This is a genomic window from Mesorhizobium sp. LEGMi-168a (assembly GCF_058312955.1).
This window is the reverse complement of sequence record NZ_JBZEGV010000039.1, coordinates 1-22,428: the sequence shown is the minus strand read 5'-3', so window position 1 is coordinate 22,428 and position 22,428 is coordinate 1. Positions and strand designations below refer to the sequence as shown.

Here is a 22,428-nt window from a genome sequence, read left to right as displayed (position 1 = left end):
CATGGGCTGCCTCCTTTGTTCCCCAGAGCAGTTCATCATTTCACGGAGACGCTGAACTGCTCTAACTATTTGTTTTTACGCAATTCCGGACGGAAAACCGTTACACACTTTTCCTGGAATTGCTCTAGCAAAGGGATATCGCGGATTAGTCCTTGACGTTTCGCGCCACCAGCCTGGCTACGCTTGGCCCAATGAGCAGCACGACCAGGAAGCGGGCCGACTGCAGCGCCATGACGAAAGAAATGTCGACGTTCTGCGCCGCGGCGGCGATGATGGCGACGCTGTCCATGCCGCCGGGACTGGTGGCGAGATAGGCCGTCAGCGGGTCGATGCCGAGCACGCGGCTGATGACGAAAGCCAGCCCGCCGCAGAAGGCGATCAGTGCCACGATCGAGGCGACGATTTGCGGCAGGGCGCGTGCCGCATGACGCAGGATCGGCCGGGTGAAGTTCAATCCGATCGACCAGCCGACCATGGCGTAGCTGATCGCGAGCAGCCAGGGCGGCAACTGCATCGGCACGCCGAAGCCGAGATGGACCATGGCGCCGAAGATGAAGGTGCCGAGGAAGAAGGGCGAGGGCAGCCGCAGCAGCCTTCCCAGCAGGCCGCCGACAATTGCGATGGCGAGGGTGGCGGCGAAGGCAATCGGGTCGATCGGCGGAAACCAGACGATGGGCGGCACTTCGACGCCTGACGTGTCGACCCACATCTTGGCGACGAGCGCCGCCGTCATCGAGACGAAGATGACGCGCAGATATTGCATGAAGGCGACGAGGCGCTGGTCCGCGCCGAAGGCGCCGGCCATCAGCACCATGGCGGTGGCCGCGCCCGGCGAAGAGCCCCAGACGGCGGTGGTGCCGGGCAGGATGCGCCAGCGGCTGATCAGCCAGCCGAGCAGGCTGGAGGCGGCGAGGGTCTCGACCACCACCGCCAGGAAAAGCGGCCATTCGGCATAGAACACGGGGAAGATGTCGGCCGAGATCGAGCCGGCAACCAGGCAGCCGACGATCGCCTGGGCCGCGCCGAACAGCGGTCGCGGCACGCGCACCGTGGCGCCGTTAGTGCCGGCGAGGATCGCGGCCATCATCGGGCCGATCAGCAGCGCCGCCGGCAGTGCGGCGAGTTCCAATGCACCGGCAAACAGCAGCGAGAACGCCAGCAGCACAAGCCACTGCTGCGGCAGGCGCAGGCGCGCCATACGTTCAACAGGAGGTTGTTCCGGGGACGGTTGTTCCGGCGTGGAGTCCATATACGGCTCTTAGAGCAATTCCGGGAAAAGTGTGAAACGGTTTTCCGTTGGGACTTGGCGCCAGGACAAAGAGATGGAGTGGCTCGGCGATTCCATGAAACGCTGAACCGCTCTTAGTTCGCGGCGCCTTTTTGCTTTGTGATGATGGCGGCGGCAGGCGCGGCCGGCGTTTCGGCCGCCGCTGCCGGGGCCGGAGCCTGAGGCGCATCCGGTGCCTGAGGGCTGTTGTTGGCGAGATCGACCGAGATGCCGAAGAGCTTCCACTGGTGGTCGGCAGGAGCGAAAAGCAGCTCGACGTTCAGCCGCATGGGCACGGACGGGAAGAAACCCGCCATGTGCAACATGCCGTTGGGCTCGATCCGCGGCAGCAAGGTCAGCTGGGGCTCCAACACGGCGACGCCGGCGAGGTCGGTGCCCTGCTTGCGCTGGCTGGCAAATATCTCGGCCAGTTGCGCGGCGGTGTTGGCCTGCAAGCCGGGCGAGCCGAGATCGCGCAGCACGGTGTAGTTGCCGGTCTTGTTGGCCTGGTCGACCGCCAGCAGCCCGGACCGCACCAGGATCAGCACGCCGTTCCTGTCGATGTTGGCGGGCCTCGGCTTGTCCGGTCCGGTGGGTTTCGCCGCGCGTTGCGTCTTCTTCTCTTGCTGGGCTGTCGCCGGAAGCGGCTGCGCCACAGCAATAGGCAGCGACAGCGCCATCGCGAGCAGGAGGCGGGGCAGGATCGGTTTCATCGGGCCGCTCGGCTTTCGGGCTGTCCGGGCAGGCGGTTGCATTGCGCCATCGGGCCGCCGCAAGTCACCAGGCGTAGGTCAGGCCGGCCCGGCCGCCCACCGTGCCGGTCGAGCCGAGGCCTACGCCGCCATGGACCATGAAGCTCTCGCTGATGCGCGCCTGGGCGGTGCCGGCGAAGGCGTTCTGTCCCTCGAAACCGCCCCAGTTGATGGAGACGGCGTAGTTCTTGTCGGACGGCATCGCCGGCGCGGCCATCGCCATCGCCATTGCCGCGCCTTCGAAGGCCTTGTCGATGCGCCCGTCCAGCTTGGCGAATCCGCCCTCGACGCTGGCTTCAAGACCGGTGAGGCGGCCGTCGAGGTTGGCGATGTCCTGCGTGTTCGTCGTCACCCGGCTGTCAAGGTCGGTGATCTGGAGCGTGTGGGTGTCAAGCGTGGCCTGATGCGCCGCCAGGCTGTTGTCCTGCTCGACGTTCTTGGCATCGACGCCATCGAGCCGGCCGTCCTGCTCGACGTTCTTGGCCTCAACGCCGTCGAGCCGGCCGTCCTGTTCCGTGTCCTTCGCCGCTCCGCTACTTTCCAGACTGTCGACATAAGCCTTTGTGGCCGCATCCGTTCCGGCCGTCGGCGTGCCGACATTCTGGATGCGGTTGCCGTTCATATTGACGGTGGCGCCGGAGGCAGCGCTTAGGCTGCCGCCAAACGTGCCCTGATTGATCGTCGCCTGGTCGGCCTGGATCAGCCCATTGACTTGCACATTGGCGTTAAACGTCGCCTTCGCGCCAAAGGTAGCCTCACCCGTGTTTGCGTCCAGGTTAATCTGGCTTCCTGTGGGGCCAACTTGGATAAACGGCGCGGGCATGAATGAGACGTCGGAACCCGAGCAATCATCGTTCATTGTGGTGCCGATCTCACTGGCATAGCTACACACCGTGTTTTCCGTGTCGCCGGCGTCTCCGCCGAAGGAGACTTGTGCCGAAGCTGGCACTGTCCCCGAAAAAGCCATCAGGAGAAGTAGAAATAGCAGCAAGAACGGCACGCCAACGCCACGGTCTGAATGACTCTCGAAAACATTCCAAATCGAATCCATGATCCCCTCAAGTGCAGTATCGCCAAATCTTCGGGCGCCGGCCCCTCTTTGTCCGTCCGCTAATCTCAAGAGCGAACCGCTGACGCATCGGATTCGTCCGACAGGCTCAATTTCAGGCCGCCTTGTCGCGACTGACCGACTGGATTTTTTCCCAGGCGATTGCGGACTCGGGAACATCGACGTCGAAGACCGTTTCGAACGTGTCGGCGAGATGATCCGCGCTCGTGATTAGTTGTTCGCTGATGCTGTCTGCCGTCACACGACGCAGGCAATCATTTTGCAGGGCGATGTAGCCGTCCGTGGTATGCCGCAGCATCGCCAGCGCGTTTGTGAACGGCGAGCCGGGATCCTGCGTCAGCCAGCCAAACGTGGCGGCCATGGCGGCCTCGTCGCTGTGATCGGGCCGGAAATCGAAACTGGGCGCGAGGCCATTCGAGTGGTTGTTGAAGCGCAGCCAGCCGTCGTCCGTCGGCACGATCGAAAAATCGAATCCGCGCTGGCTGAACGGCCCGACGGCAAGCGGCACAGGTTCGACGATGCCGTCCGCCACGCCGACCTCGGCAAGATATGGGCGGTCGAGATCGACACGCAGGGTCAGATGGTTGCCGATGACGATGTCGCCCAGCGTTTCACGATTGACGCCACCGCACAGGCGGGTCACGCGAAAGCCGAGCGCTGCGAGCGCCGCGCCGAACAGACCGTTCATCTCGTAGCACCAGCCGCCGCGCTTGCCCTCCACCATTTTGGCGAAGGCGGCGGCCGGGGCGATTGAGGACGGCCATCCCATGAAAGCATCCAGCGCCTCCCAGGTGAATGCCATCAGATGGGCGCGGTGAAGTTTCGACAGGCTGTCGACGTCCAGAGAAACCGGTCGGCCGACCCCGATCCTTGCGAGATAGGTGTCCAACTGGCCGGACGTCAGGGTCATTTCACTTTCGCCTGAAGAGGTGCGCGTCATCCTTCGGTTCCTTTCGATGGGCCGTATCCGAGGTTTCCGCCGCGATCAGCAGGTGCCAATCACGCGGCGGACAGGGCTTTTTGGGAAGATCCCAGCACGAAGTCCTCGATTTCCGCGACGAGCCGCGCAGGCCCCGGTCCTTCCTCGGCGATAGCACGCCCAAGTGCCGACGCCCGCTCGGCGAAGCTCGGCTCGGAAAGGACGCGCCGCACGGCCTCGCCGAGCATTTGCGGGAGTACTGAAGGATCGAGGCGCAGGCCCGCACCGTGATAGTCCACGCGCGCGGCGTTGTCGTTCTGATCGCGCCCCATCGGCAGAACGACGAGGGGGACGCCGTGGCTCAGCGATCGCATGATCGTGCCGTGCCCGCCATGGGTGACGACGGCACGGGCTTTGGTCAGGATTTCGTCATGCGCCGCACCGGGAAGAATTGTGACATTCGCCGACGAGCGAAGGCGAAGCCCCTCGAGTGCTTTGCCGAGGGTGACGACCACCTCGACCGGCTCCCCAGCCAAACCGGATATCACCCGCTGGAGCACATCGGCTTGCCCCTGATTGGTGGTGCTGAACGATACCAGGACGAGTGGCCGTACCTCGCGCGCTGGCGGGCTCGTCCAGCGCTCGTGGGCCCAGCTCGGCATTTCCAGCAGCGGCCCCACATAGCGCACGCGGTCCGGCAGGCGCTCGGTGGGAAAGTCGAAGCTGCTGCTGGTGGCGAGGAGATGGCGTCCGGCGCTCAAGGGCTGTTCCCGGACATGGGCCAGCGGCGCGAGGCCGAAATGAGCACGGGCGGCGTTGAGGCCAGGCAGGAAGCCGTCCCACAATTGCTCGGCCATCGCCGAAACCTCGGCGTCGCGCGCTCTGTCAGCCGCCGACCGGGTCGGCTGAAAGCCCGGACCGAACGGCGGATGTCCGGGGAGAGGCCAGAGCGAGACGTTGCTTGCGAGCAGGGCCGTCGGAACCTTCGCAATTTCGCCCGCGAGCATGCTGCCGAACAACATATCCGAGCCGAGAAGGATATCGGACGGCTCCGTTGCCAGCGCTTCGAGAATATCCTCGGCATAGGATTGCGCCGGTCCGACGAAGACCCGTTCGCACGCTCTTTGGAAGCCGGCCACGGGATCGGCGGTCTCCCAATCGCGCACGAAGCAGCTTTCGGGTGAGCGATCAGGACGGTTCGGCGCTCGCTTCCATGGCAGGAATCGAGCTCCCGCCTCGATCGCCTCCGCTCTCATCGTGTCGTCGGCGATAAGGCGCACGTCGTGGCCTCGGCCGGCGAGCGCTCGCACGGCCCCGAGCGTCGGCGGCACGTTGCCGCCGCCTTCCCAGCAGACCGCCAGGATGCGCAGATGCGGCGCCCCATCCGTCGTCTTTGCCATTGCCTTGGTCCTCTCCCGATGGAGACCGGATCGGTTCGTCCTAATCCTCACGCAGCAGGCGCTCGATCGCCTGCGTCATGAGCCGGTGTGTCTCCGCCGCCGTATGTCCTTGCGCCCGACGCAGCAGATGCCAGATCCAAACATCGGTCTGGGCCAACAACTGCGCGAACCGATCCCCGCGGGCCTGGCCGTCGAGCTTGTCGAGCCAGGCCCTGAACATGTCTTCGATCCACTGACGATGACCTTTGCGCCCCTGATCGAGGACGGCGGCGAACTCTGGAATGCGGGCTTCCTGCCCGAGCGTCCGCACGATGATGTCACCGGTGCGTTCATAATCGTCCATCAGGAGCGCGACGATATCGGCCACGCTTTGTGTGGGCATGCTCCAACGCTGGGCCCGGATCGAGACATCCATCCGGGACGCCATGGCGCTGAGCACGCCGGTCTTGCTGCCGAAACGCCGTATCACGGTTTGGCGAGTGGTGCCGGCCGTTGCGGCGATGTCGTCGAGAGTAATCTCGTCGAACCAGCGCTCTGCGAGGAGCGCGGTCAAGGCGTCGACGATCTGCTGCTCGGTATCCTGAACCGCGTTGGCGCGCGCCAACTGGCGATAAGCTCGCGGAGATATAGCGTCGCCCCTCCTCTCCAATTTCGTGTTACACAACGTAACGCGAAATTGGAGAATGTCAACGGGGTTGGCGACGCGCGGAGTTTCAACGTTGGGCTGTGCTCTGCGTGATTGCAGGAAGAACCGCCCCTGCGACCTTGTGTGGCCTGTTGCCCGCTAACGCCACTAAGCCCTTACGGCCTCTATGGAAACGCGTGTCCTGACCGGTCTGCTCGCGGGGGCAGACGTTGCAACAAGTGGCGGACGCGCTCGGGGTCGCGCGAAGCACCGCGCGCACGCATCTCGACAATATCTTCGCCAAAACCGGCGTGGCGCGACAGGCCGACCTCATCCGCGTAGCTATGCAGACCGCGACGATTGTCAGGTCGTAATGGTCCTTGGCCGCCCTATGAAGTAGGCGATGCAATGCTCACCCATGCCGACCGTGGGTGTGCTCGGGCGGGGGTAATGCAAAGCAATTTCCTGCGGAAGTTACCTGACTAACCGGCCTCTTGCGACGGCAGGCCGAAGCCGCCGACCGGATGGGTCTCGACCTGGAATTCGAAGCCGGCAATGAAGGGACGCGCCTTGGCGATGGCCGCCTGGACTTCCGGAAGTTGCAGCGAGGCCTTGTGGCTTGCCTGGTCGGTCCACACTTCTGTGACCCAGATCGCATCGGCGTCGACGGGATCGGTGGCGATGATGTAGCTCAGGCAACCGGGGAGCGCGGCGGTGCTTTCGCGCAGCACGTCCATGACCGCGTCGCGCTGGCCGCGTGCCGCCCGCATCTTGCCGATCAGTCCGAACATGCTTTCCTCCAGGTTGTATGCCGCCCGAGTATGCCGGTCTCGGCTCACGGCATCAACTGGCCGCCATTGACCTCGATCACCTGGCCGATGATGTAGCCGCTCAAGAGCTCTGAGGACAGGAACAGATACGCGCCGACGCAATCCTGCGCCGTGCCGGCGCGGCCCTGCGGTATGGTGGCAACCATGGCTTTCATCTGCTCGGCGCTCGAATAGCGCTCGTGGAACGGAGTCAGGATGGTGCCGGGCGCCACGGCGTTGACGCGGATGCCGAAGCCGATCAGTTCTTTTGCCATGCCGCGCGTCACATTGGAGACGAAGGCCTTGGATGAGCCGTAAAGGCCGGCGCCGCCGCCGGCGCCGTTGCGGGCGGCGATCGAGGTGGTGTTGATGATGAAGCCGCCCTGGCGCTTCAGCCATGGAATCGCCTTGCGCGAGGCGGTCAGCACCGAGCGGGCGTTGAGGTCCATCACCGCGTCGTAGTGCGCTTCGGTCTGCTCGGCATAGGCAACGCGGCCGAGCATGCCGCCGGCATTGTTGACCAGCCCGTCTAGCCGGCCGAAATGTTGCGCACTCTCTTCGACCACACGCTCGACGTCGGCGGCAACCGAAAAATCACCCTGGGTCAGGAACACCTCGCCGCCGCCGTCACGGATGGTTTTGGCGAGGCCCTCGGCGGCTTCCCGACTCGAATTGTAATGCAGCGCGACACGACATTGCTGCTCGGCATAGGCGAGGGCGAGCGCGGCGCCGATCCCGGTCGAGGCACCGGTGACCAGCACTGCCTTGCCGGCAAGGTCTGGGATGAGAAGTGTGTTGGGCACGTCGATACCTCCGGGATTTGCGCTGGCAATTGGTAGCCGCTCGCCGGCCAGGCGTTCAGGTCAAAGGCGAAACCGGGGGCGCGATCACGGCCGGAGATAGACATAGCCCTGGCGCTGCAGTTCCGCGAGCTTGACGACGCCGCCCTTGTCGGCGACCTGGAAGCCGGCGAGCAGATCGGCAAGCGTGATGTCCATGCCGCGCAATGTGTTGCCGCAGGCCTGCGGAACGAGCCCCTGCTGGACGAGGCCGGCAAAGCGGCTTGACGTCGCGCCGGAAGCGCTCTTTGTCTTGAAGGCGGCGAGGGCCGGACCGTGCACGACCAGCACGATCTCGACATCGCCGCCGGTGCCCTCATAGTGGTTCTTGATGTTGCCGAGGACGAAATTGACCTTGTCGGCGTCGCTGAGATGATAGGCGACCTTCAGCCCTTCCTCGCCCGTGGCGGCGCTCGCCCGGCGCAGACCGAAAAGGCCGGCCGCTCCGGCAAGACCGGCGCGGAAAATGTCACGGCGCAGCATCGCATCCCTCCTTCATCCGCCGGCTCGCGCAATTTTGCGTGGCTCGAGCTTTGCCAACCCGTTGTCTTTACGCAATTCCGGACGGAAAACCGCTACACACTTTTCCTGGAATTGCGCCTAGACTAGCATAAATCACAGTCCGGTCGGTGCGAGGAGGGAACACATGACGTCGAGGACCCTGGCGGGCGCGGTGCTTGGCGCTTCCCTCGCTCTTGCCGGCGCGGCGCGCGCCGATGACTTGCCCAAGCTTCCCGAACTCAGCCCCAACGGCGCCGATGCCTGTTTCGGCCGTGTCTACGATGCCACGCACCTCAAGGCGCATTCGCACCAGAAGGTGGCGCGCATCTTCTTCCACTACGGCCATGATCCGGTCAGCCGGCCGAACGAGGAGCCGAGCACGCTCGGCGACTCCGCCTATAACGGCTTCCTCACCACCACGGTGCGCGGCGCCAAGAAGCCGGATTGGGCGGCTGGCTGGTGCAACAAGGAGGATCCCAGCGACAAGGCGAGCGGCATCCGTTGCGGCATGGAATGCGACCGCACGCTCGCCTCGCTCAAGGTCGACGACAAGGGCCGGCTGATCCTCTCCAACGTGCAGCCTGACGTGTATCTCGACGCCGGCGCGGAGGAGGATCTCGGCAAGGCGAAGTACAACGAGCAGGCGCTGGGCAGCGAAGACGACAATTTCCGTCTCGACCCGATGCCGGCCGCGACCTGCAAGGCGGAATTCGCGCGCATCGATCCGATCGATCCGGCGCTTGGCGCCCCGCTGCGCGAGCGGCTGAAGCCGGACCAGGCTTTCTGCTACGGCCGCGACTACGATGACGCGCATTTGAAATCGCATCCCGACCAGGTGACGCAGTCGATCCGCGTCTTCCGCGGCCCGATCGAGCTCGCCTCCTTCGCCGCCGGCGGCGATACCGCCAACTGGCCCGACGGCGCCGATATCGCCGTCTCGGTGACGACCAGGCAGAAGGGCGCCAAGGTCACGCAGACCTACTCCTGTCAGGGCGAGGCCGATCAGTGGCGCTGCTCGGCCAGCTCGAAGATGAGCGATTTTTCCTGCGACATTTCGCAGAAGGAGATTTTCCTCAAGCGCGGTGCCAGCGGCACAATGATGCTGGCCAACCCCAACAGCGCGCTTGCCATCGTCGATCTTTGCTCGAAGGCGGCCGCGGGCAAGACCAAATCCGACGACAAGATCTATAGGCTGAATCCAATGCCGCAGTCGGCCTGCACCCCGTGAGGCCTGGAGCTTCGTCATCCTATGGTCTGCGCCACGGAGCTTCGCTCCTGCTTCGCTCAGGGATGACGACGTTGGCGGTCGTTACGCGAAAGGCACCGCCGTGGTGCCTTTCGGCAGCTTTGCCTCGTCGTCCGGCTCGACATGGATGGTGACGCGCACCGAGGGGATCTCGGCTTTCAGCGCATCCTCGATGCGGTCGCAAATGACATGGCTGGCGCCGACCGTCATGTCGGCGTCGACGACAAGGTGGAATTCGATGAAGGTCGCGCGCCCGGCAATGCGGGTTTTCAGGTCATGCACCTCCAGCGCGCCCTTGGAATTGGCCGAGATGATGTCGCGGATCTGCATGTGCTCCTGGGTGTCGACGCCGCGGTCCATCAGTCCGCTCATTGACGAGCCGATGACATGCCAGCCCTGCCACAGGATGTTGAGCGCGACGATCACGGCAAGCGCGGGGTCGAGGATCTGCCAGCCGGTAAGCACCGCGCCGACGAGGCCGCCGAACACGCCGACGGACGTCACCACGTCGGTCATGATGTGCTTACCGTCGGCAACGAGCGCGGGCGACTTCGCACTTTGGCCGGTGCGGATTAGCATCCAGGCCCAGAAGGCGTTGATGACCGTCGCCACGCCGTTGACCGCAAGACCCTCCCAAGGCTGCTCGAGCGGGGCAGGATGCTGCCAGGATTGCCACACCTCGTTGAGGATCAGGAGTGCCGCGACGACGATCAGCACACCTTCGAGAACGGCCGAGAAATACTCGGCCTTGTGATGGCCGAAGGGATGGTCCTGGTCGGCTGGCTTGTAGCTGACCTGGATCGCCCAGTAGGCGGCGGCCGACGCAATCACGTTGACGATCGATTCCAGCGCATCGGAATAAAGCGCGACGGAGCCGGTGATGTACCAGGCGGCAAGCTTGAGGACGAGCACGACGCCGGCGACGACGATCGACCAGAAAGCAAGGGCGGCGACCTTTTGCCTGGCTGCCGCCTTTGTTTCCGCTGTCGTCATCGTAGTCGCCGCATTCATTCCAGCGCGCCGCTCTAGGCGGCCTTCTCCTTGGCCTTGCGCGGCAGATGCGCAACGATGTTCTCGATGATGCGCATGCCGGCGTTGTGGCCGAGCGTCATGATCGATTCCGGGTGGAACTGCACCGCCGCGATCGGTTCCTTGCGATGCTCGAAGGCCATGATGACGCCGTCTTCGGTCTCGGCGGTGACGACGAAGCCATCGGGCAGGCGCACCGGGTCGGCGAAGATCGAGTGGTAGCGGCCAACCGTCACTTCCTTCGGCAGCCCTGAGAAGATGATGCCGGGCTTCGAGACGCGGATGCGCGACGGTTTGCCGTGCATCGGGATATGCAGTTGCCGGAGCTCGCCGCCATAGGCTTCGGCCAGCGCCTGCAGCCCAAGGCAGACGCCGAAGATGGGCAGATCGCGAGCGCGGGCCTTCTTGATGGTGGCGGCGCAGTCGAAGTCCTTCGGCGTGCCGGGTCCGGGGGACAGCACGACGAGATCGGGCTTCAGCCGCTCGAACACCTCTTCCGGCACAGGCGTGCGCACGGTGGAGACATTGGCGCCGGTCTGGCGGAAGTAGTTGGCCAGCGTGTGGACGAAGGAGTCCTCGTGGTCGACGAGCAGGATGTTGACGCCGTCGCCGACGCGCGCGGTGGTGCGTTCGGTGCCTGCGGCGTTGCCGGTCTTGGCGTCGCGGATGGCGGAGAGCATGGCGGATGCCTTCAGTTCGGTTTCGGCTTCTTCTTCCTCGGGAACGCTGTCGAAGAGCAGCGTCGCGCCGGCGCGCACTTCGGCGATGCCGTCCTTGATGCGGATGGTGCGCAGCGTCAGCCCGGTGTTCATGTCGCCGTTGAAGTTGACCATGCCGATCGCGCCGCCATACCAGGCGCGTGGGCTCTTCTCGTTCTGCTCGATGAAGCGCATGGCCCAGAGCTTCGGCGCTCCGGTGACGGTGACCGCCCAGGCATGCGACAGGAAGGCGTCGAAGGCGTCCATGCCCTCGCGCAGCCGCCCCTCGATGTGGTCGACGGTGTGGATCAGGCGCGAATACATCTCGATCTGGCGGCGGCCGATGACGCGCACCGAGCCCGGCTCGCAGACGCGCGACTTGTCGTTGCGGTCGACGTCCGAGCACATGGTGAGCTCGGATTCATCTTTCTTGGAATTGAGCAGCTTGAGGATCTGCTCGCTATCGGAGATGGCGTCGTCGCCGCGCTTGATCGTGCCGGAGATCGGGCAGGTCTCGACGCGGCGGCCGTTGACGCGCACGAACATCTCCGGCGAGGCGCCGATCAGATATTCGTTTTCGCCGAGATTGATGAAGAAGGAATAGGGGGAGGGATTGATCGACTTCAGCTTGCGGGAGATGTCGGAGGGCTGGGTCTCGCAGCGCTCGTAGAACATCTGGCCGGGCACCACCTCGAACAGGTCGCCGCGCTTGAAGCTTTCCATCGCCCGGCGCACCAGGTTCGCGTATTCGCCCGGCTCATGGTCGCCGCGCGGCGGGATGCGGTCGGTGGTCTTGAAGGGCTCGACATGGGCGTCGCGGGGCAGGCCTTCGGTCGAGAAGCCTTCTCCGGAATAGTCGTAACGGTCGGTCCACGCCTTGGTCGAATAGTGGTCGACGACCAGGATCTCGTCGGGCAGGAAGAGCACCAGGTCGCGCTGGCTTTGCTTGCGCTCGAGCTTGTAGTCGACAGGGTCGAACTGGAAGGCGAGGTCGTAGCCGAAGGCGCCGTAAAGGCCGAGATTGGCGTCTTCGGCGGTCTTGAACAAACCGGTAATGGCGCGCAGCACCGTGAAAACGGACGGAACGCGGCTGCGCTCCTCCTCGGTGAAGACGCGGCCGGGCTTGGCGACATCGAGGCGAATGAGCTTCTTCGAGGCCTCGGCGATCGTCACCTCGCTCAACGCTGCGAGCGTCTTGCCGATCATCGGCAACAGCGCTTCGCCACGGGCGTTCAGCGCCTCGATGCGCACGGCGCGGCCGCGCGCCGAGATCACCAGCGGCGGATCGATGATGGCGGTGTCCCAGCGCGTGTAGCGGCCCGGATACTCGTAGTTCGAGGAAAACACCGCGCCGCGGCGAGAATTGAGCCCTTCGACATAGGCGTCGATGGCGCCTTCGTAGGGCTGGTCATGGCGTTCGCGGGTGATCGTCACCCCGCCCGCGGTGATGAAGCGCTCGGCCCCGTTGTCCAGAACTTTAGTCGTCATTGCCGTCTCCATCAGCGTTTTGGGCAACGGACCCGGGAATGGCTTGAAAAAAAACAAATGGCCGCCCGGACATTCCGTTGCGGCCACCCTCTCTTTACGCACGCGCGTTCGAATCGGCCGCTGTCAGCGAGCCCACCACCAAACGGTCTTGTTCGAACGCATGTTCATGGCGACTCCCATAGCGGCGAATGGAGACCTACGCAACTGGATTTAGCGCAGATGGTGAAAGCGGACGCCCTCAGTCCTCCAGCGTGCCGGAGCGCGCGTCGCCGCTTCGCTTGTCGCCTGCCAGCTTCAGCAGATCCTCGCCGGCGCGGATGATACGGCGTGAGCGCCGGGTCAGGATGAGTCCGGCCTGCGGCGAAAACACCTCGGTGCGGCCGCCGGCTTCGCCTGGGGCATGGACGATCGTGGCGAGCCTGTCGTCCTTGGCGACGCGGTCGCCCGGCTCGACGTGGTAGAGGATCGCGCCAGCCTTGGGCGAAGGCATCATGTCGATGTTCTCGATCGGCACGACGGCCCCGGTGAAGTTGCCGGGCTTGGATACTGACCGATCCTGAATGACGCCACGTGCGACGAGCAGCCGATAGAGGCCTTCGGCATCGGCCTCGGCGAGCGCGCCGTCGACATCGAGCATGCCGCGATATTCGACCGTGGTGGCGACGCGCCGGTCGAAGCGCGCGACACTCGCCGGGACGTTCTGATAGGGCAGGATCGAGGCGCCCTCGAAGGTGCCGCTGCTGTCCTCGCTCCACAGCAACACGGCGTCGACGCCCATGGCCGCCGCGCAGTCGGCCATATACGGCCACAGGCTGGTGTGGATGTAGAGATAGGCGAGACCTTCGTCGTCGCAGTGCAGATCGAGCACGATATTTTGGCCGAGCGAGAGCTCGACGAGCCGGTTCTTCAGCCGGCGGTCGGCGCCGCCGAGGCTGACGTCCGGCAAGAGCTTGGCGTCCGGCGCGGCAAGCAGCGGAAAGCTGCGGTTGAAATTGGTGCGGGTGCCGAGATTGAAGCGGCCCTGATGCTCGCCGAAATGATACTGCGCCCGGCCGATCGGGTTGGCCCACGGCACGACGGTGATGGCGCCCTTGATGCGGCCCTCGGCCTCAGCCTTGGCCAGCATCGGCATCAGCGCGTCGATGGCGACGACGCCCGGCAATTCGCCGGCATGCAGGGCGGCCTGGAGATAGGCGGTCGGAGCCGCCTTGTCGGCGCCCTCGAAGCGAAAGACCGGGAATTCGTAGGCGACGCCCTCGCTGTCGCCGGCGATGCGCTCGATTGTCTTTTGCATAAGGTGCCTCCGATGGAGAGGCCAGACATGCATGTTTGCGGCAGGACTGTCGAGTGGTCCAGCCGGGCCGGGCTGTCGGGGCAGAGCGGCGACGGCGAAGACGCCGAGCCTTGCTACGGCGAAGACGCCGAGCCTTATTCGGCCGGCTGCGGCTGCGGCACGGCGCGGCGGTCGAGCGCCCGCGAAAGCACCGCAACGGTGACGGCGAGCAGCGCCAGCGCGGCGCCCACCAGCGGCAGGTTGGCGTAGGATATGCCGAAGGAAATGGCGAGGCCGCCGATCCAGGCGCCGCCGGCATTGCCGACATTGAAGGCGCCCTGGTTGAGCGTGGCGGCAAGGTTCGGTCCTTCGGAAGCCGCCTCGACGACACGGATCTGCAGCGGCGGCACGACGATGAAGATCAGCATGCCCCACAGGAAGACGATGACAATGGCGACCGCGGCAATCGCGCCGAGCTTGGCGAAGACGACGAACAGCAAGGCCATGGCGAGCAGCGTGCCGATCACCGTCGGCATCAGCTTCCAGTCGGCAAGTCGGCCGCCGATGATGTTGCCGATGGTCATGCCGGCGCCGAAGAGCAACAGCACCCAGGTGACGGTCGCCGTCGACAGGCCGGAGACCTCGGTGAGATAAGGCTTGATGTAGGTGAAGACCGCGAACAGGCTGGCGGAAGCGAGCGAGGCGATCAGCATCGCGAGCCAGACCTGCAATTTGCCCAGCACGCGCAGCTCGCCGAGCAGGCCGCCGCCGCTGGGTTCCGCGACATCCGAAGGCACCAGCCAGGCGATGGCCGCGACCGAGATCAGTCCGATGCCGACGACGGCGAGGAAGGTGGCGCGCCAGCCGAAGGCCTCGCCGAGCGCGGTGCCGGCGGGAACGCCGAGGATGTTGGAGAGCGTCAGGCCGGCGAACATCAAGGCGATGGCGCTCGCGCGCTTGTTGCGCGGCACCAAGCCCGCGGCAACGACCGAGCCGATGCCGAAGAAGGCGCCGTGGCCGAAAGCGGTGAAGACGCGCGCCGCCATCAGCAGCCAGTAGTTGGGCGCAAGCGCGCAGAACAGATTGCCGATGACGAACAGCGTGGCGAGGCCGACCAGCACTGGCTTGCGCGGCAGGCGGGCGGTGGCCATGGCGACGATCGGCGCGCCGAAGACGACGCCCAGCGCATAGCCGGTGACCAGCAGGCCGGCCGAAGGGATCGAGACATTGAGGTCGGCGGCGACCTCCGGCAGCAGGCCCATGATGACGAATTCTGTGGTGCCGATGCAGAAGGATGCAATGGCAAGCGCTAGGATCGGCAGCGGCATGGGAGGTCCGGACTGAATCGGTTCAAGTCGCCAGACTGAGGGCGAATGCGACTGGCGTGCAATCGCCATTGTTGCAATGCTGCATTGCAGAAATAGGAGGGCGCCCCTTTTAAGCGCCTAGGTCAGAGGTTTCAGCTCCTGGGCAATCGTCGGCAGAAGCTCCGAGACATTGGGGTGGATGTGCATGGCGCGCGCGAGCGTCGAGATCGGCGCCTTGGCATACATGAGGTCGAGCACGCAGTGGATCGCCTCGTCGCCACCCGGCCCGAGCACCGAGCAGCCAAGGATCTCGCCGGTGTCGGCATCGGCCAGAATCTTCATGAAGCCTTGCGTCTCGCCCTTTTCGACGGCGCGGCCGACACGGGTCATCGGCCGCTGGCCGACCAGCGCGCGGCGGCCCGACTTTTTCACCGCCGCCTCGGTCATGCCGCAGCGGCCGAGCGGCGGATCGATGTAGAGCGCATAGGCCTCGATGCGGTCGCTCACCTTGCGCGGATCGTCGTCGAGCAGATTGGCGGCGACGATCTCGTAGTCGTTGTAGGAGGTGTGGGTGAAGGCGCCCCTGCCGTTGCAGTCGCCCATCGCCCAGATGCCGGGCACGCTGGTACGCAGCTGGTCGTCGACGACGATGTAGCCGCGCTGGTCGACCGCGACGCCGGCCTTGTCGAGGCCGAGATCGTCGGTGTTGGGGACGCGCCCAAGCGCGAGCAGCACATGCGAGCCGACGGCCGGCGGCTTGCCTGCGGAGAAGGTCACGGCAATCTCGTTGCCCTTCCTGGCAAAGCCGATGTCGTCGGCGCCGACATGGACGGCGATGTCTTCGTTTTCGAGAATCGACTGGATCGCGGCCGAGGTATCCTCGTCCTCGCGGCCGGTCAGCCGAGGCGCTTTCTCGATCACTGTGACCTCGGAGCCGAAGCGGCGGAACATCTGCGCGAATTCGAGCGAGATGTAACTGCCGCCGACGACGACGAGATGGCTGGGCAGCACATCGAGGTCCATCATCGAGGAGTTGGTGAGATACGGGATGTCATGGACGCCGGGCAGGTCGGGCACGGAGGCGCGGCCGCCGGTGTTGAGGAAGATCTTTGGCGCGGTCAGCAGATCGTCGCCGACGCGCACGGTGTCGGCGGTTTCGAAACGGGCATGGCCGCGATAAAGCGTGCAGCCCTTCATCCCGGCGATCCAGCCTTCGAGATTGCCGCGCGCGTCGTTCGTGACCTTGTCCTTGCGCGCCTTGATCTTCATGTAATCGACGCCGACGGGACCGGAGAGCGCCACGCCATAGTCGGCGGCGCGGCGGGCAAGATGCGCGGCATAGGCGCTCGCCACCATTGTCTTGGTCGGCATGCAGCCGGTGTTGACGCAGGTGCCGCCGACGAATTTGCGCTCGATCAGCGCCACGCTCATGCCGGCGGCATCGAGCCGGCCGGCGAGCGGAGGGCCGGCCTGGCCGGCGCCGATGACGATGGCGTCGAAGCGCTTCGCCGTCATGCCACGGCCGCCACGATGAGCAGGCCGCCGATGATCGCGACCGCGTCCTCGATGAAGGCGGCCGGCGGATCCTTGCCGAAGGCGGCAGCCAGCCGGCCACGCGCTTCGGCGCCGCCCAGCGTGCCGATGACCGCGCCGATCGCGCCGGCGATCAGGCCGCCGATGGTAGCGCCGGCGGTCGCGCCGATCACTGCGCCGGTGAAGGCTCCCATAATGATGCGGGCGCCGAATTGCTGTGGCACCTTGCGGCTCGGCGTCGACGGCAACTGGTCGGTGACGAGCTCGATGATCGCCAGGATGGTGAATATGCCAACCGCTGCCCAATGGCCCATGAAACTGGCCCAAGTGCCGGCAACCGGCAGCCAGCCGAGATAAGAACCCCAAGCGACGGCCGCGGGCGCGGTCATGGCCCGCAGGCCGGCAATGACGCCGATCAGCAATGCAAACAAGTAAAGCATGATTGACCCCCTCAAAATCGGGACCTCGCACGATCCCGACATGGCAGGCTAGCATAGACCGGGTGTTTGGCCATGGGCTTTCGACTCAGGACGGATTGTGTTTTGGCAGCAGGCGGCATCGGAGGAGCGGTCATGACAAGCGAGCGCATGAAGATGGCGGCGGGCGAATGGTACACCTGCATCGATCCGGAGCTGGAAGCGCTGCGCGTTGCCGCGCGCGATGCCGTTTTCCAGCATAACGGCATGCCGCCCCGGCAGCGCGGCGACATCGGCCCGGCCCTGCGCGTACTGCTCGGCGGCGCGGGCGAGGGGGCGCGCATCGAGGCGCCATTCCACTGCGCTTACGGCTTCAACCTGTTCCTCGGCGACGGCGTCTTCATCAATGCCGGCTGCACCGTCCTCGATACCGCGCCGGTGCGCATCGGCAAGGGGACGATGCTCGGGCCCAATGTGCAGATCTATTGCGCCGAACATCACCGCGAAGCCGCCGGCCGACGCGCCGGCTTGGAGATCGCCAAGCCGGTGACGATTGGCGACAACGCCTGGATCGGCGGCAGCGCGGTGATCCTCGCCGGCGTCAGCATCGGCGAAGGCGCCATCGTCGGCGCCGGCGCGGTGGTGACGCGCGACGTGCCGGCCAATGCGACCGTCGTCGGCAACCCGGCGCGGGCGGTCACACGACGTTGAGAGTGACCTGAACGCTCCAGCACTTGTTCTTACGCAGTTCCGGACGGAAACCGGCTCAGCACCTTTCCCGGAATTGCTCTTGAGAATTCGCGCCGATACTGCATGGGCGAGGTCCTGAGCCGCGCCGCGAAATGCTGGCGCAGCGAGGTGGCGCTGCCGAAGCCGGCCTCGAAGGCCACCATATCCATCGACTTGTCCGTCTGTTCCAGCAGCCGCTGCGCCAGCGCCACGCGCTGGTCGGCCAGCCAGTCGCCGAAGCTGGTGCCGGTCGTCTTCTGGAAGCGGCGCGTGAAGGTGCGGCGGGTAAGGCCTGCCGCTTCGGCGACGCTGTCCAGGCTGTGGGCATCGCCGGGGGTTGCCCGCACTTCGTCGAGAGCCTTGGCGAACCTGTCGACGCTCGGCGTCGGCGCGAGCGGACGTTCGATGAACTGGGCCTGTCCGCCTTGCCGGTGCGGCGAGAGCACGACGTGGCGGGCGAGCCGAAGCGCTGCCTCGGCGCCGTAGCGGGCGCGCACGATGTGCAGGCAGCAGTCGAGTCCCGCGGCAACGCCGGCGGAGGTGACGATGTCGCCGTCGTCGACATAGAGCACGTCGGCATCGACCGCGATGTCGGGGTGAAGCGCCTGGAGCTGATCGGTATAAGCCCAATGCGTGGTTGCCTTGCGTCCGGCAAGCAGCCCGGCGGCGGCGATGGCGAAGGTGCCGAGGCAGAGGCCCACGATCAGGGCGCCGCGCTGATGCGCCCGTTCGAGCGCATCCTTTAGCGGCGCGGCCAGAGGGGCCTCGAGATCCTTCCAGCTCGGGACGATGACGATTTCGGCGTCGTCAAGCGCCGAAAGATCGTGCGGGACCGAAATGGTCAGACCGGCATCGGTATGAATAGGCCCTTGTTCGGCCGCGCAGACGCGGAAGTCGAAGCGCGGCAGGCCAAGCTTCGTGCGGTCCGCGCCGAACACCAGGCAGGGAACGGAAAGGTGGAACGGGCTGATGCCGTCGAAAGCGACGGCGGCGATAATCGGATCGCGCATGGCAGACACCATTGGGTTGGGATGAGTGTCCCAATTCTTTCGAATAATGTCAATCGGGCCACTTTATGCGTGTGGATGTTCGACCTAGCTTTGCGCCATCAACTCGGTCGAAAGGAAAACCGCTATGTCAGCACCAGCCACCCAGCCGCGCCGCACGCTCGTCGTCGTCGATGTCCAGAACGACTACAACGGCGGCAACCTCGCCATCCAGCATCCGCCCTTCGCCGACAGCGTCGCCAATGTGGCGCGGGCGATGGACGCCGCGGCCGCAGCCGGCATCAAGATCGTCGTCGTCAGGCAGATGGCGCCCGAAACCTCGCCGATCTTCGCCAAAGGCAGCCATGGCGGCGAGCTGCATCCCGAGATCGCCCGGCGTGCCCGCGATCACTATGTCGAAAAGACGCTGCCCTCCGCCTTCACCGGCACGGACCTCGAGGGCTGGCTGCGCGCAAACCACATCGATACGATCGCGGTCGTCGGCTACATGACGCATAATTGCGATCTGTCGACCATCATCCACGCCGTGCATATGGGCTTTGCCGTCGAATTCCTCTCGGATGCCAGCGGCTCGGTGCCCTACGCCAACAGCGCCGGCTATGCGTCAGCCGAGGACATCCATCGGGTGGTGAGCGTCGTGCTGCAGTCGCGTTTCGCGGCGGTGCTGAAGACCGCCGAATGGATCGATTGCCTGAAGACCGGTGCCCTGCCGGAGCGCGACACCATCTATGCGTCGAACCAGCGGGCGCTGGCGCGCAACGCTGCCTAAAAGCGCGTCGCGATCTTTCAGGTTCGCGCCGTGCGCTTTTAGGTCTTGATTTTACGCATGTCTTTGTCCCGAAACCGGTCCCACTTTCGGGAGACATGCTTTAGGCCGGACTGCTCCGACACAACAAAGGCGCCGCAGCGATGCGGCGCTCTTTTTCCATGGAGATGCTTCCAGCGATCGCGATTTATCGTGCCCGGCATTTCCTTTTCGGGCAACTCGCTGCTCAAACAACGCCGCGCCGATCACAATTTTTGCCGTTGTGCTGAAGCAAATGGAAACCATGTAAAGAGTGATGTATTTCACAGACGTCGCCGTCGTCTTGCCGCAAAATAAAATTTGAGCTTTAATTCAAGTTCGATTGGTAGGCTGTGGGGCTAGCAATTGAAAGCGCGGGTTGCACGAAATGCGGTGGCCGCAGCGTTAGTTTGTGTTGCGACAGTCCTGCCGCGGCCTGCTTTCGCTCAAGTTCCCCCGCACGCTCCAGGGACAATCTGTTTTACTCCGAATTTCTGGTGTTGGGCGCAGCCTCCAGGCCCGCCTGGATCGCCCTGTGGATGCCCTAGTCCCTATGGCTTTGTGCCTGGGTGGCTTGGCTGAGGAGGTCGCTTGGCGCAAACGACACAAGCCGTCGAGGATCTGCTCTTGGAAGCGGACCGGCTTGTCGCGGAGGCGGCAAGCAAGGGGAGGTCGCGCAACGAGAAACTCATATCTGCGCAAGAAAAGGTTGCAGCGCTTCCGGCTGAGCAAAGAAAGATTGACCACGCTGATGTTATTGCCCTGAAAGCTGAAATAGAAGCGGCGCAGTCATCCTTGAAGGGCGCTAACGACAACCCCGTCTCTCGAGGTATGGTCTATACCTGTATTTTTCTTTCAATGCTGCTCATGTTTCTGGTCGGATCCCTGTCTCTGGTGTACAACAAGGGTGTCGCCTTGCTTTCGGAAGTGCAAACCTTGGCGGCACAGCAACCGGATCGCCGATTTGGCCAGTTGGAGCGGCAGCTGCTTGTAGCTCAGGATGACTTGTTCTCTCCGGACCAGATGCAACTCGCGAGCCTTCCCGTTGAATTGGGTGGAAAGCCGGAAGACCCTAAGGTCCCTGCAAAAAGGCCGATCGACGAACTGGCGCGTGAATCATCCTACCTGACCCTGCACGAACTTCGCGATCTGAATTTCAAGCTGAAATCCCTGGAAACAAGAGTGGGCGACTTCGAGAATTTGTCAGCCTCGCCATTTCCGGGAGTGTTGAAGCTCGAAACCTACGTCAGCACGGCGATGGCGAGCGGCCGGAATTTTGTCGGCGCATTCAAAACCGCGGATGTCACCACGGCGGGGCCGCCTTCATCTGAGACAATGCCGGGCAGTGCCGGCAATGCAGGGGCCGCCAAACAAACGCCTGCCGGAAACGACACCATGAACTTCTTTTGTCGGGCTCAACCGGCGGCGAAACTGGAAAACAAAGGCGGCAAAAGCGTAGACGGCGCCACGACGCAAGCAACCTCTCCGGCTGAGCCTGCGATGCAAGCCTCCGACTCTCAGGTCCTTGGGATGGACATGAGAAAGATTGTCTATCAAGCCTGCAAGTATTCGCTGAACTATGTCTCGATGACGGTGCCATCGGTGGATTCGTGGGCCCTGAGGATAAAAGACGCCATCGATCCCTACGCCGTGTGGATATTGCCGTGTCTTTATGCAGCCTTGGGCTCAATGATCTACTATATGAGACTTATTCTGGATACGACTCAGCCAAATCCGCCGGTTTATCGCATAGCCCATCGTATGGCGCTGGCCGCGCTGGCTGGAATGATCTTAGCCTGGTTTTGGGGCCCGACGTTCGGCAGCAACAGCGAGTTCAAGTCCGTAGGTTTCGGCCTCTTCACCTTCGCCTTTGTGGTTGGGTTCAGCATAGACGTCTTTTTTGCGCTGCTCGACCGTCTGGTTTTCATCTCCACGAACGCAATCAGCAAATTCGGCGGGAATTAGCGATCGGTGAGCCGTAAGGATTGGCAGCGCGAGATGCCAATCCTTGCTTCAAGCTAAGGCGCTTCCATCGCAGTCGGTAGCCGGCATCACGAAGGTCGTCGAAGTAAAAAGGGCGCCGCGATGAGGCGGCGCCCTTGGTCATTCCGTTCGAACGATGCTTAGAGCGCTTCATCGTTTCACAGAAACGCCGATGCGCTCTAAGTATTTGTTTTGACGCAATTCCGGACGGAAAACCGCTGCGCACTTTTCCTGGAATTGCTCTAGAACAGACCTTCGATCTGGCCCTGCTCGTTGAGGAAGATTTTTTCCGACGACGGCGCCTTGGGCAGGCCGGGCATGGTCATGATCTCGCCGCAGATGATGACGACGAAGCCGGCACCGGCCGCAAGCCTCACCTCGCGCACCGGCACGGTATGGCCGGTCGGCGCGCCGCGCAGGTTCGGGTCGGTCGAGAAGGAGTACTGGGTCTTGGCCATGCAGACCGGCAGGTTGCCGTAGCCGGCCTGCTCCCAGGCATGCAGCTGATCGCGGATCGACTTATCGGCGATCGCCTCGTCGCCGCGATAGATGCGCTTGACGATGGTGTTGACCTTCTCGAACAGCGGCATCTCGTCCGGGTAGAGCGGCGAGAACTGCGAGGCGCCGGATTCGGCAAGCTTGACGACCCTGTGGGCCAGGTCCTCGATGCCGGCAGAGCCTTGCGCCCAGTGCTTGCACAGGATTGCATCTGCACCCATCGAGGCGACGAAATCCTTCATCGCCTGGATCTCGG

21 protein-coding genes and 1 pseudogene are annotated in these 22,428 nt (G+C 64.2%); 5 read left to right on the top strand and 17 right to left on the bottom strand.

Annotated features, from left to right (window positions below; all coding sequences use genetic code 11):
* Positions 1-145: 145 nt before the first annotated feature.
* From AC4FWB_RS30925 to AC4FWB_RS30900, 6 genes are all read right to left on the bottom strand, one after another.
* Positions 146-1,198, bottom strand: a complete 1,053-nt coding sequence (locus AC4FWB_RS30925) for an AbrB family transcriptional regulator (protein ID WP_491030016.1) — start codon at positions 1,196-1,198, stop codon at positions 146-148.
* Between the two features lie 164 nt (positions 1,199-1,362).
* Positions 1,363-1,980 (bottom strand): hypothetical protein, encoded by a 618-nt coding sequence (locus AC4FWB_RS30920; protein ID WP_491030015.1) that lies wholly within the window; start codon positions 1,978-1,980, stop codon positions 1,363-1,365.
* A gap of 64 nt (positions 1,981-2,044) precedes the next feature.
* Positions 2,045-3,070 (bottom strand): YadA C-terminal domain-containing protein, encoded by a 1,026-nt coding sequence (locus AC4FWB_RS30915; RefSeq protein WP_491030014.1) that lies wholly within the window; start codon positions 3,068-3,070, stop codon positions 2,045-2,047.
* Positions 3,071-3,182: 112 nt separating this feature from the next.
* Complete coding sequence (locus AC4FWB_RS30910; RefSeq protein WP_491030013.1) at positions 3,183-4,028, bottom strand: arylamine N-acetyltransferase family protein; 846 nt, start codon at positions 4,026-4,028, stop codon at positions 3,183-3,185.
* 59 nt (positions 4,029-4,087) lie between these two features.
* A complete protein-coding gene (locus AC4FWB_RS30905) occupies positions 4,088-5,407 on the bottom strand; it encodes a nucleotide disphospho-sugar-binding domain-containing protein (protein ID WP_491030012.1) in 1,320 nt (439 codons plus the stop codon).
* A gap of 40 nt (positions 5,408-5,447) precedes the next feature.
* A complete protein-coding gene (locus AC4FWB_RS30900) occupies positions 5,448-6,011 on the bottom strand; it encodes a TetR/AcrR family transcriptional regulator (RefSeq protein WP_491030011.1) in 564 nt (187 codons plus the stop codon).
* A gap of 245 nt (positions 6,012-6,256) precedes the next feature.
* Between AC4FWB_RS30900 and AC4FWB_RS30895 the strand changes: the two are divergent.
* A pseudogene (locus AC4FWB_RS30895) lies at positions 6,257-6,406 on the top strand (LuxR C-terminal-related transcriptional regulator); the annotation flags it as partial.
* A gap of 108 nt (positions 6,407-6,514) precedes the next feature.
* Here the strand turns inward: AC4FWB_RS30895 and AC4FWB_RS30890 are convergent.
* The 3 genes from AC4FWB_RS30890 to AC4FWB_RS30880 all read right to left on the bottom strand — a co-directional run bounded on the left by AC4FWB_RS30890 (position 6,515) and on the right by AC4FWB_RS30880 (position 8,163).
* Positions 6,515-6,823 (bottom strand): putative quinol monooxygenase, encoded by a 309-nt coding sequence (locus AC4FWB_RS30890; RefSeq protein ID WP_491030010.1) that lies wholly within the window; start codon positions 6,821-6,823, stop codon positions 6,515-6,517.
* 44 nt (positions 6,824-6,867) lie between these two features.
* Positions 6,868-7,650, bottom strand: a complete 783-nt coding sequence (locus tag AC4FWB_RS30885) for an SDR family NAD(P)-dependent oxidoreductase (RefSeq protein ID WP_491030040.1) — start codon at positions 7,648-7,650, stop codon at positions 6,868-6,870.
* Between the two features lie 78 nt (positions 7,651-7,728).
* A complete protein-coding gene (locus AC4FWB_RS30880) occupies positions 7,729-8,163 on the bottom strand; it encodes a DsrE family protein (RefSeq protein ID WP_491030009.1) in 435 nt (144 codons plus the stop codon).
* 163 nt (positions 8,164-8,326) lie between these two features.
* On the opposite strand from AC4FWB_RS30880, the gene AC4FWB_RS30875 reads away from it, so the two are divergent.
* The gene (locus AC4FWB_RS30875; RefSeq protein WP_491030008.1) at positions 8,327-9,409 is read left to right on the top strand and encodes a hypothetical protein; all 1,083 of its coding nucleotides are present in this window, start codon (positions 8,327-8,329) and stop codon (positions 9,407-9,409) included.
* Positions 9,410-9,490: 81 nt separating this feature from the next.
* On the opposite strand, the gene AC4FWB_RS30870 is transcribed toward AC4FWB_RS30875, so the two are convergent.
* The 6 genes from AC4FWB_RS30870 to AC4FWB_RS30845 form a co-directional block, all read right to left on the bottom strand.
* On the bottom strand, positions 9,491-10,420 hold the full coding sequence (locus tag AC4FWB_RS30870; protein WP_491030007.1) for a cation diffusion facilitator family transporter: 930 nt from the start codon (positions 10,418-10,420) through the stop codon (positions 9,491-9,493).
* Positions 10,421-10,452: 32 nt separating this feature from the next.
* The gene (locus tag AC4FWB_RS30865) at positions 10,453-12,642 is read right to left on the bottom strand and encodes an anthranilate synthase (protein WP_491030006.1); all 2,190 of its coding nucleotides are present in this window, start codon (positions 12,640-12,642) and stop codon (positions 10,453-10,455) included.
* A 238-nt stretch (positions 12,643-12,880) separates the two neighbouring features.
* Positions 12,881-13,936, bottom strand: coding sequence for a M14 family metallopeptidase (locus tag AC4FWB_RS30860; protein ID WP_491030005.1), 1,056 nt, complete (start codon positions 13,934-13,936; stop codon positions 12,881-12,883).
* Between the two features lie 134 nt (positions 13,937-14,070).
* Positions 14,071-15,243: an MFS transporter gene (locus tag AC4FWB_RS30855; protein WP_491030004.1), complete on the bottom strand. Its 1,173-nt coding sequence runs from the start codon at positions 15,241-15,243 to the stop codon at positions 14,071-14,073.
* 117 nt (positions 15,244-15,360) lie between these two features.
* Entirely contained in the window at positions 15,361-16,737 is a 1,377-nt protein-coding gene (locus AC4FWB_RS30850; RefSeq protein WP_491030003.1) for an FAD-containing oxidoreductase, read from the bottom strand.
* Positions 16,734-17,195 (bottom strand): DUF4126 domain-containing protein, encoded by a 462-nt coding sequence (locus AC4FWB_RS30845; protein WP_491030002.1) that lies wholly within the window; start codon positions 17,193-17,195, stop codon positions 16,734-16,736. The genes AC4FWB_RS30850 and AC4FWB_RS30845 overlap by 4 nt, the downstream gene beginning before the upstream one ends.
* A gap of 132 nt (positions 17,196-17,327) precedes the next feature.
* Here AC4FWB_RS30845 and AC4FWB_RS30840 point away from each other — a divergent pair, with 132 nt between their 5' ends.
* Positions 17,328-17,882 carry a sugar O-acetyltransferase gene (locus AC4FWB_RS30840; RefSeq protein ID WP_491030001.1) on the top strand — a complete coding sequence of 185 codons (555 nt, stop codon included), beginning with the start codon at positions 17,328-17,330 and terminating at the stop codon, positions 17,880-17,882.
* Positions 17,883-17,911: 29 nt separating this feature from the next.
* Here AC4FWB_RS30840 and AC4FWB_RS30835 read toward each other — a convergent pair whose 3' ends face one another.
* Positions 17,912-18,910: a helix-turn-helix domain-containing protein gene (locus AC4FWB_RS30835; protein WP_491030000.1), complete on the bottom strand. Its 999-nt coding sequence runs from the start codon at positions 18,908-18,910 to the stop codon at positions 17,912-17,914.
* A gap of 124 nt (positions 18,911-19,034) precedes the next feature.
* Here AC4FWB_RS30835 and AC4FWB_RS30830 point away from each other — a divergent pair, with 124 nt between their 5' ends.
* Positions 19,035-19,676, top strand: a complete 642-nt coding sequence (locus tag AC4FWB_RS30830; RefSeq protein ID WP_491029999.1) for a cysteine hydrolase family protein — start codon at positions 19,035-19,037, stop codon at positions 19,674-19,676.
* Positions 19,677-20,282: 606 nt separating this feature from the next.
* Positions 20,283-21,656, top strand: coding sequence for a hypothetical protein (locus AC4FWB_RS30825; protein ID WP_491029998.1), 1,374 nt, complete (start codon positions 20,283-20,285; stop codon positions 21,654-21,656).
* Positions 21,657-21,916: 260 nt separating this feature from the next.
* Here AC4FWB_RS30825 and AC4FWB_RS30820 read toward each other — a convergent pair.
* Positions 21,917-22,428: formate--tetrahydrofolate ligase (locus tag AC4FWB_RS30820; RefSeq protein WP_491029997.1), on the bottom strand; the 512-nt coding region annotated here is incomplete at its 5' end.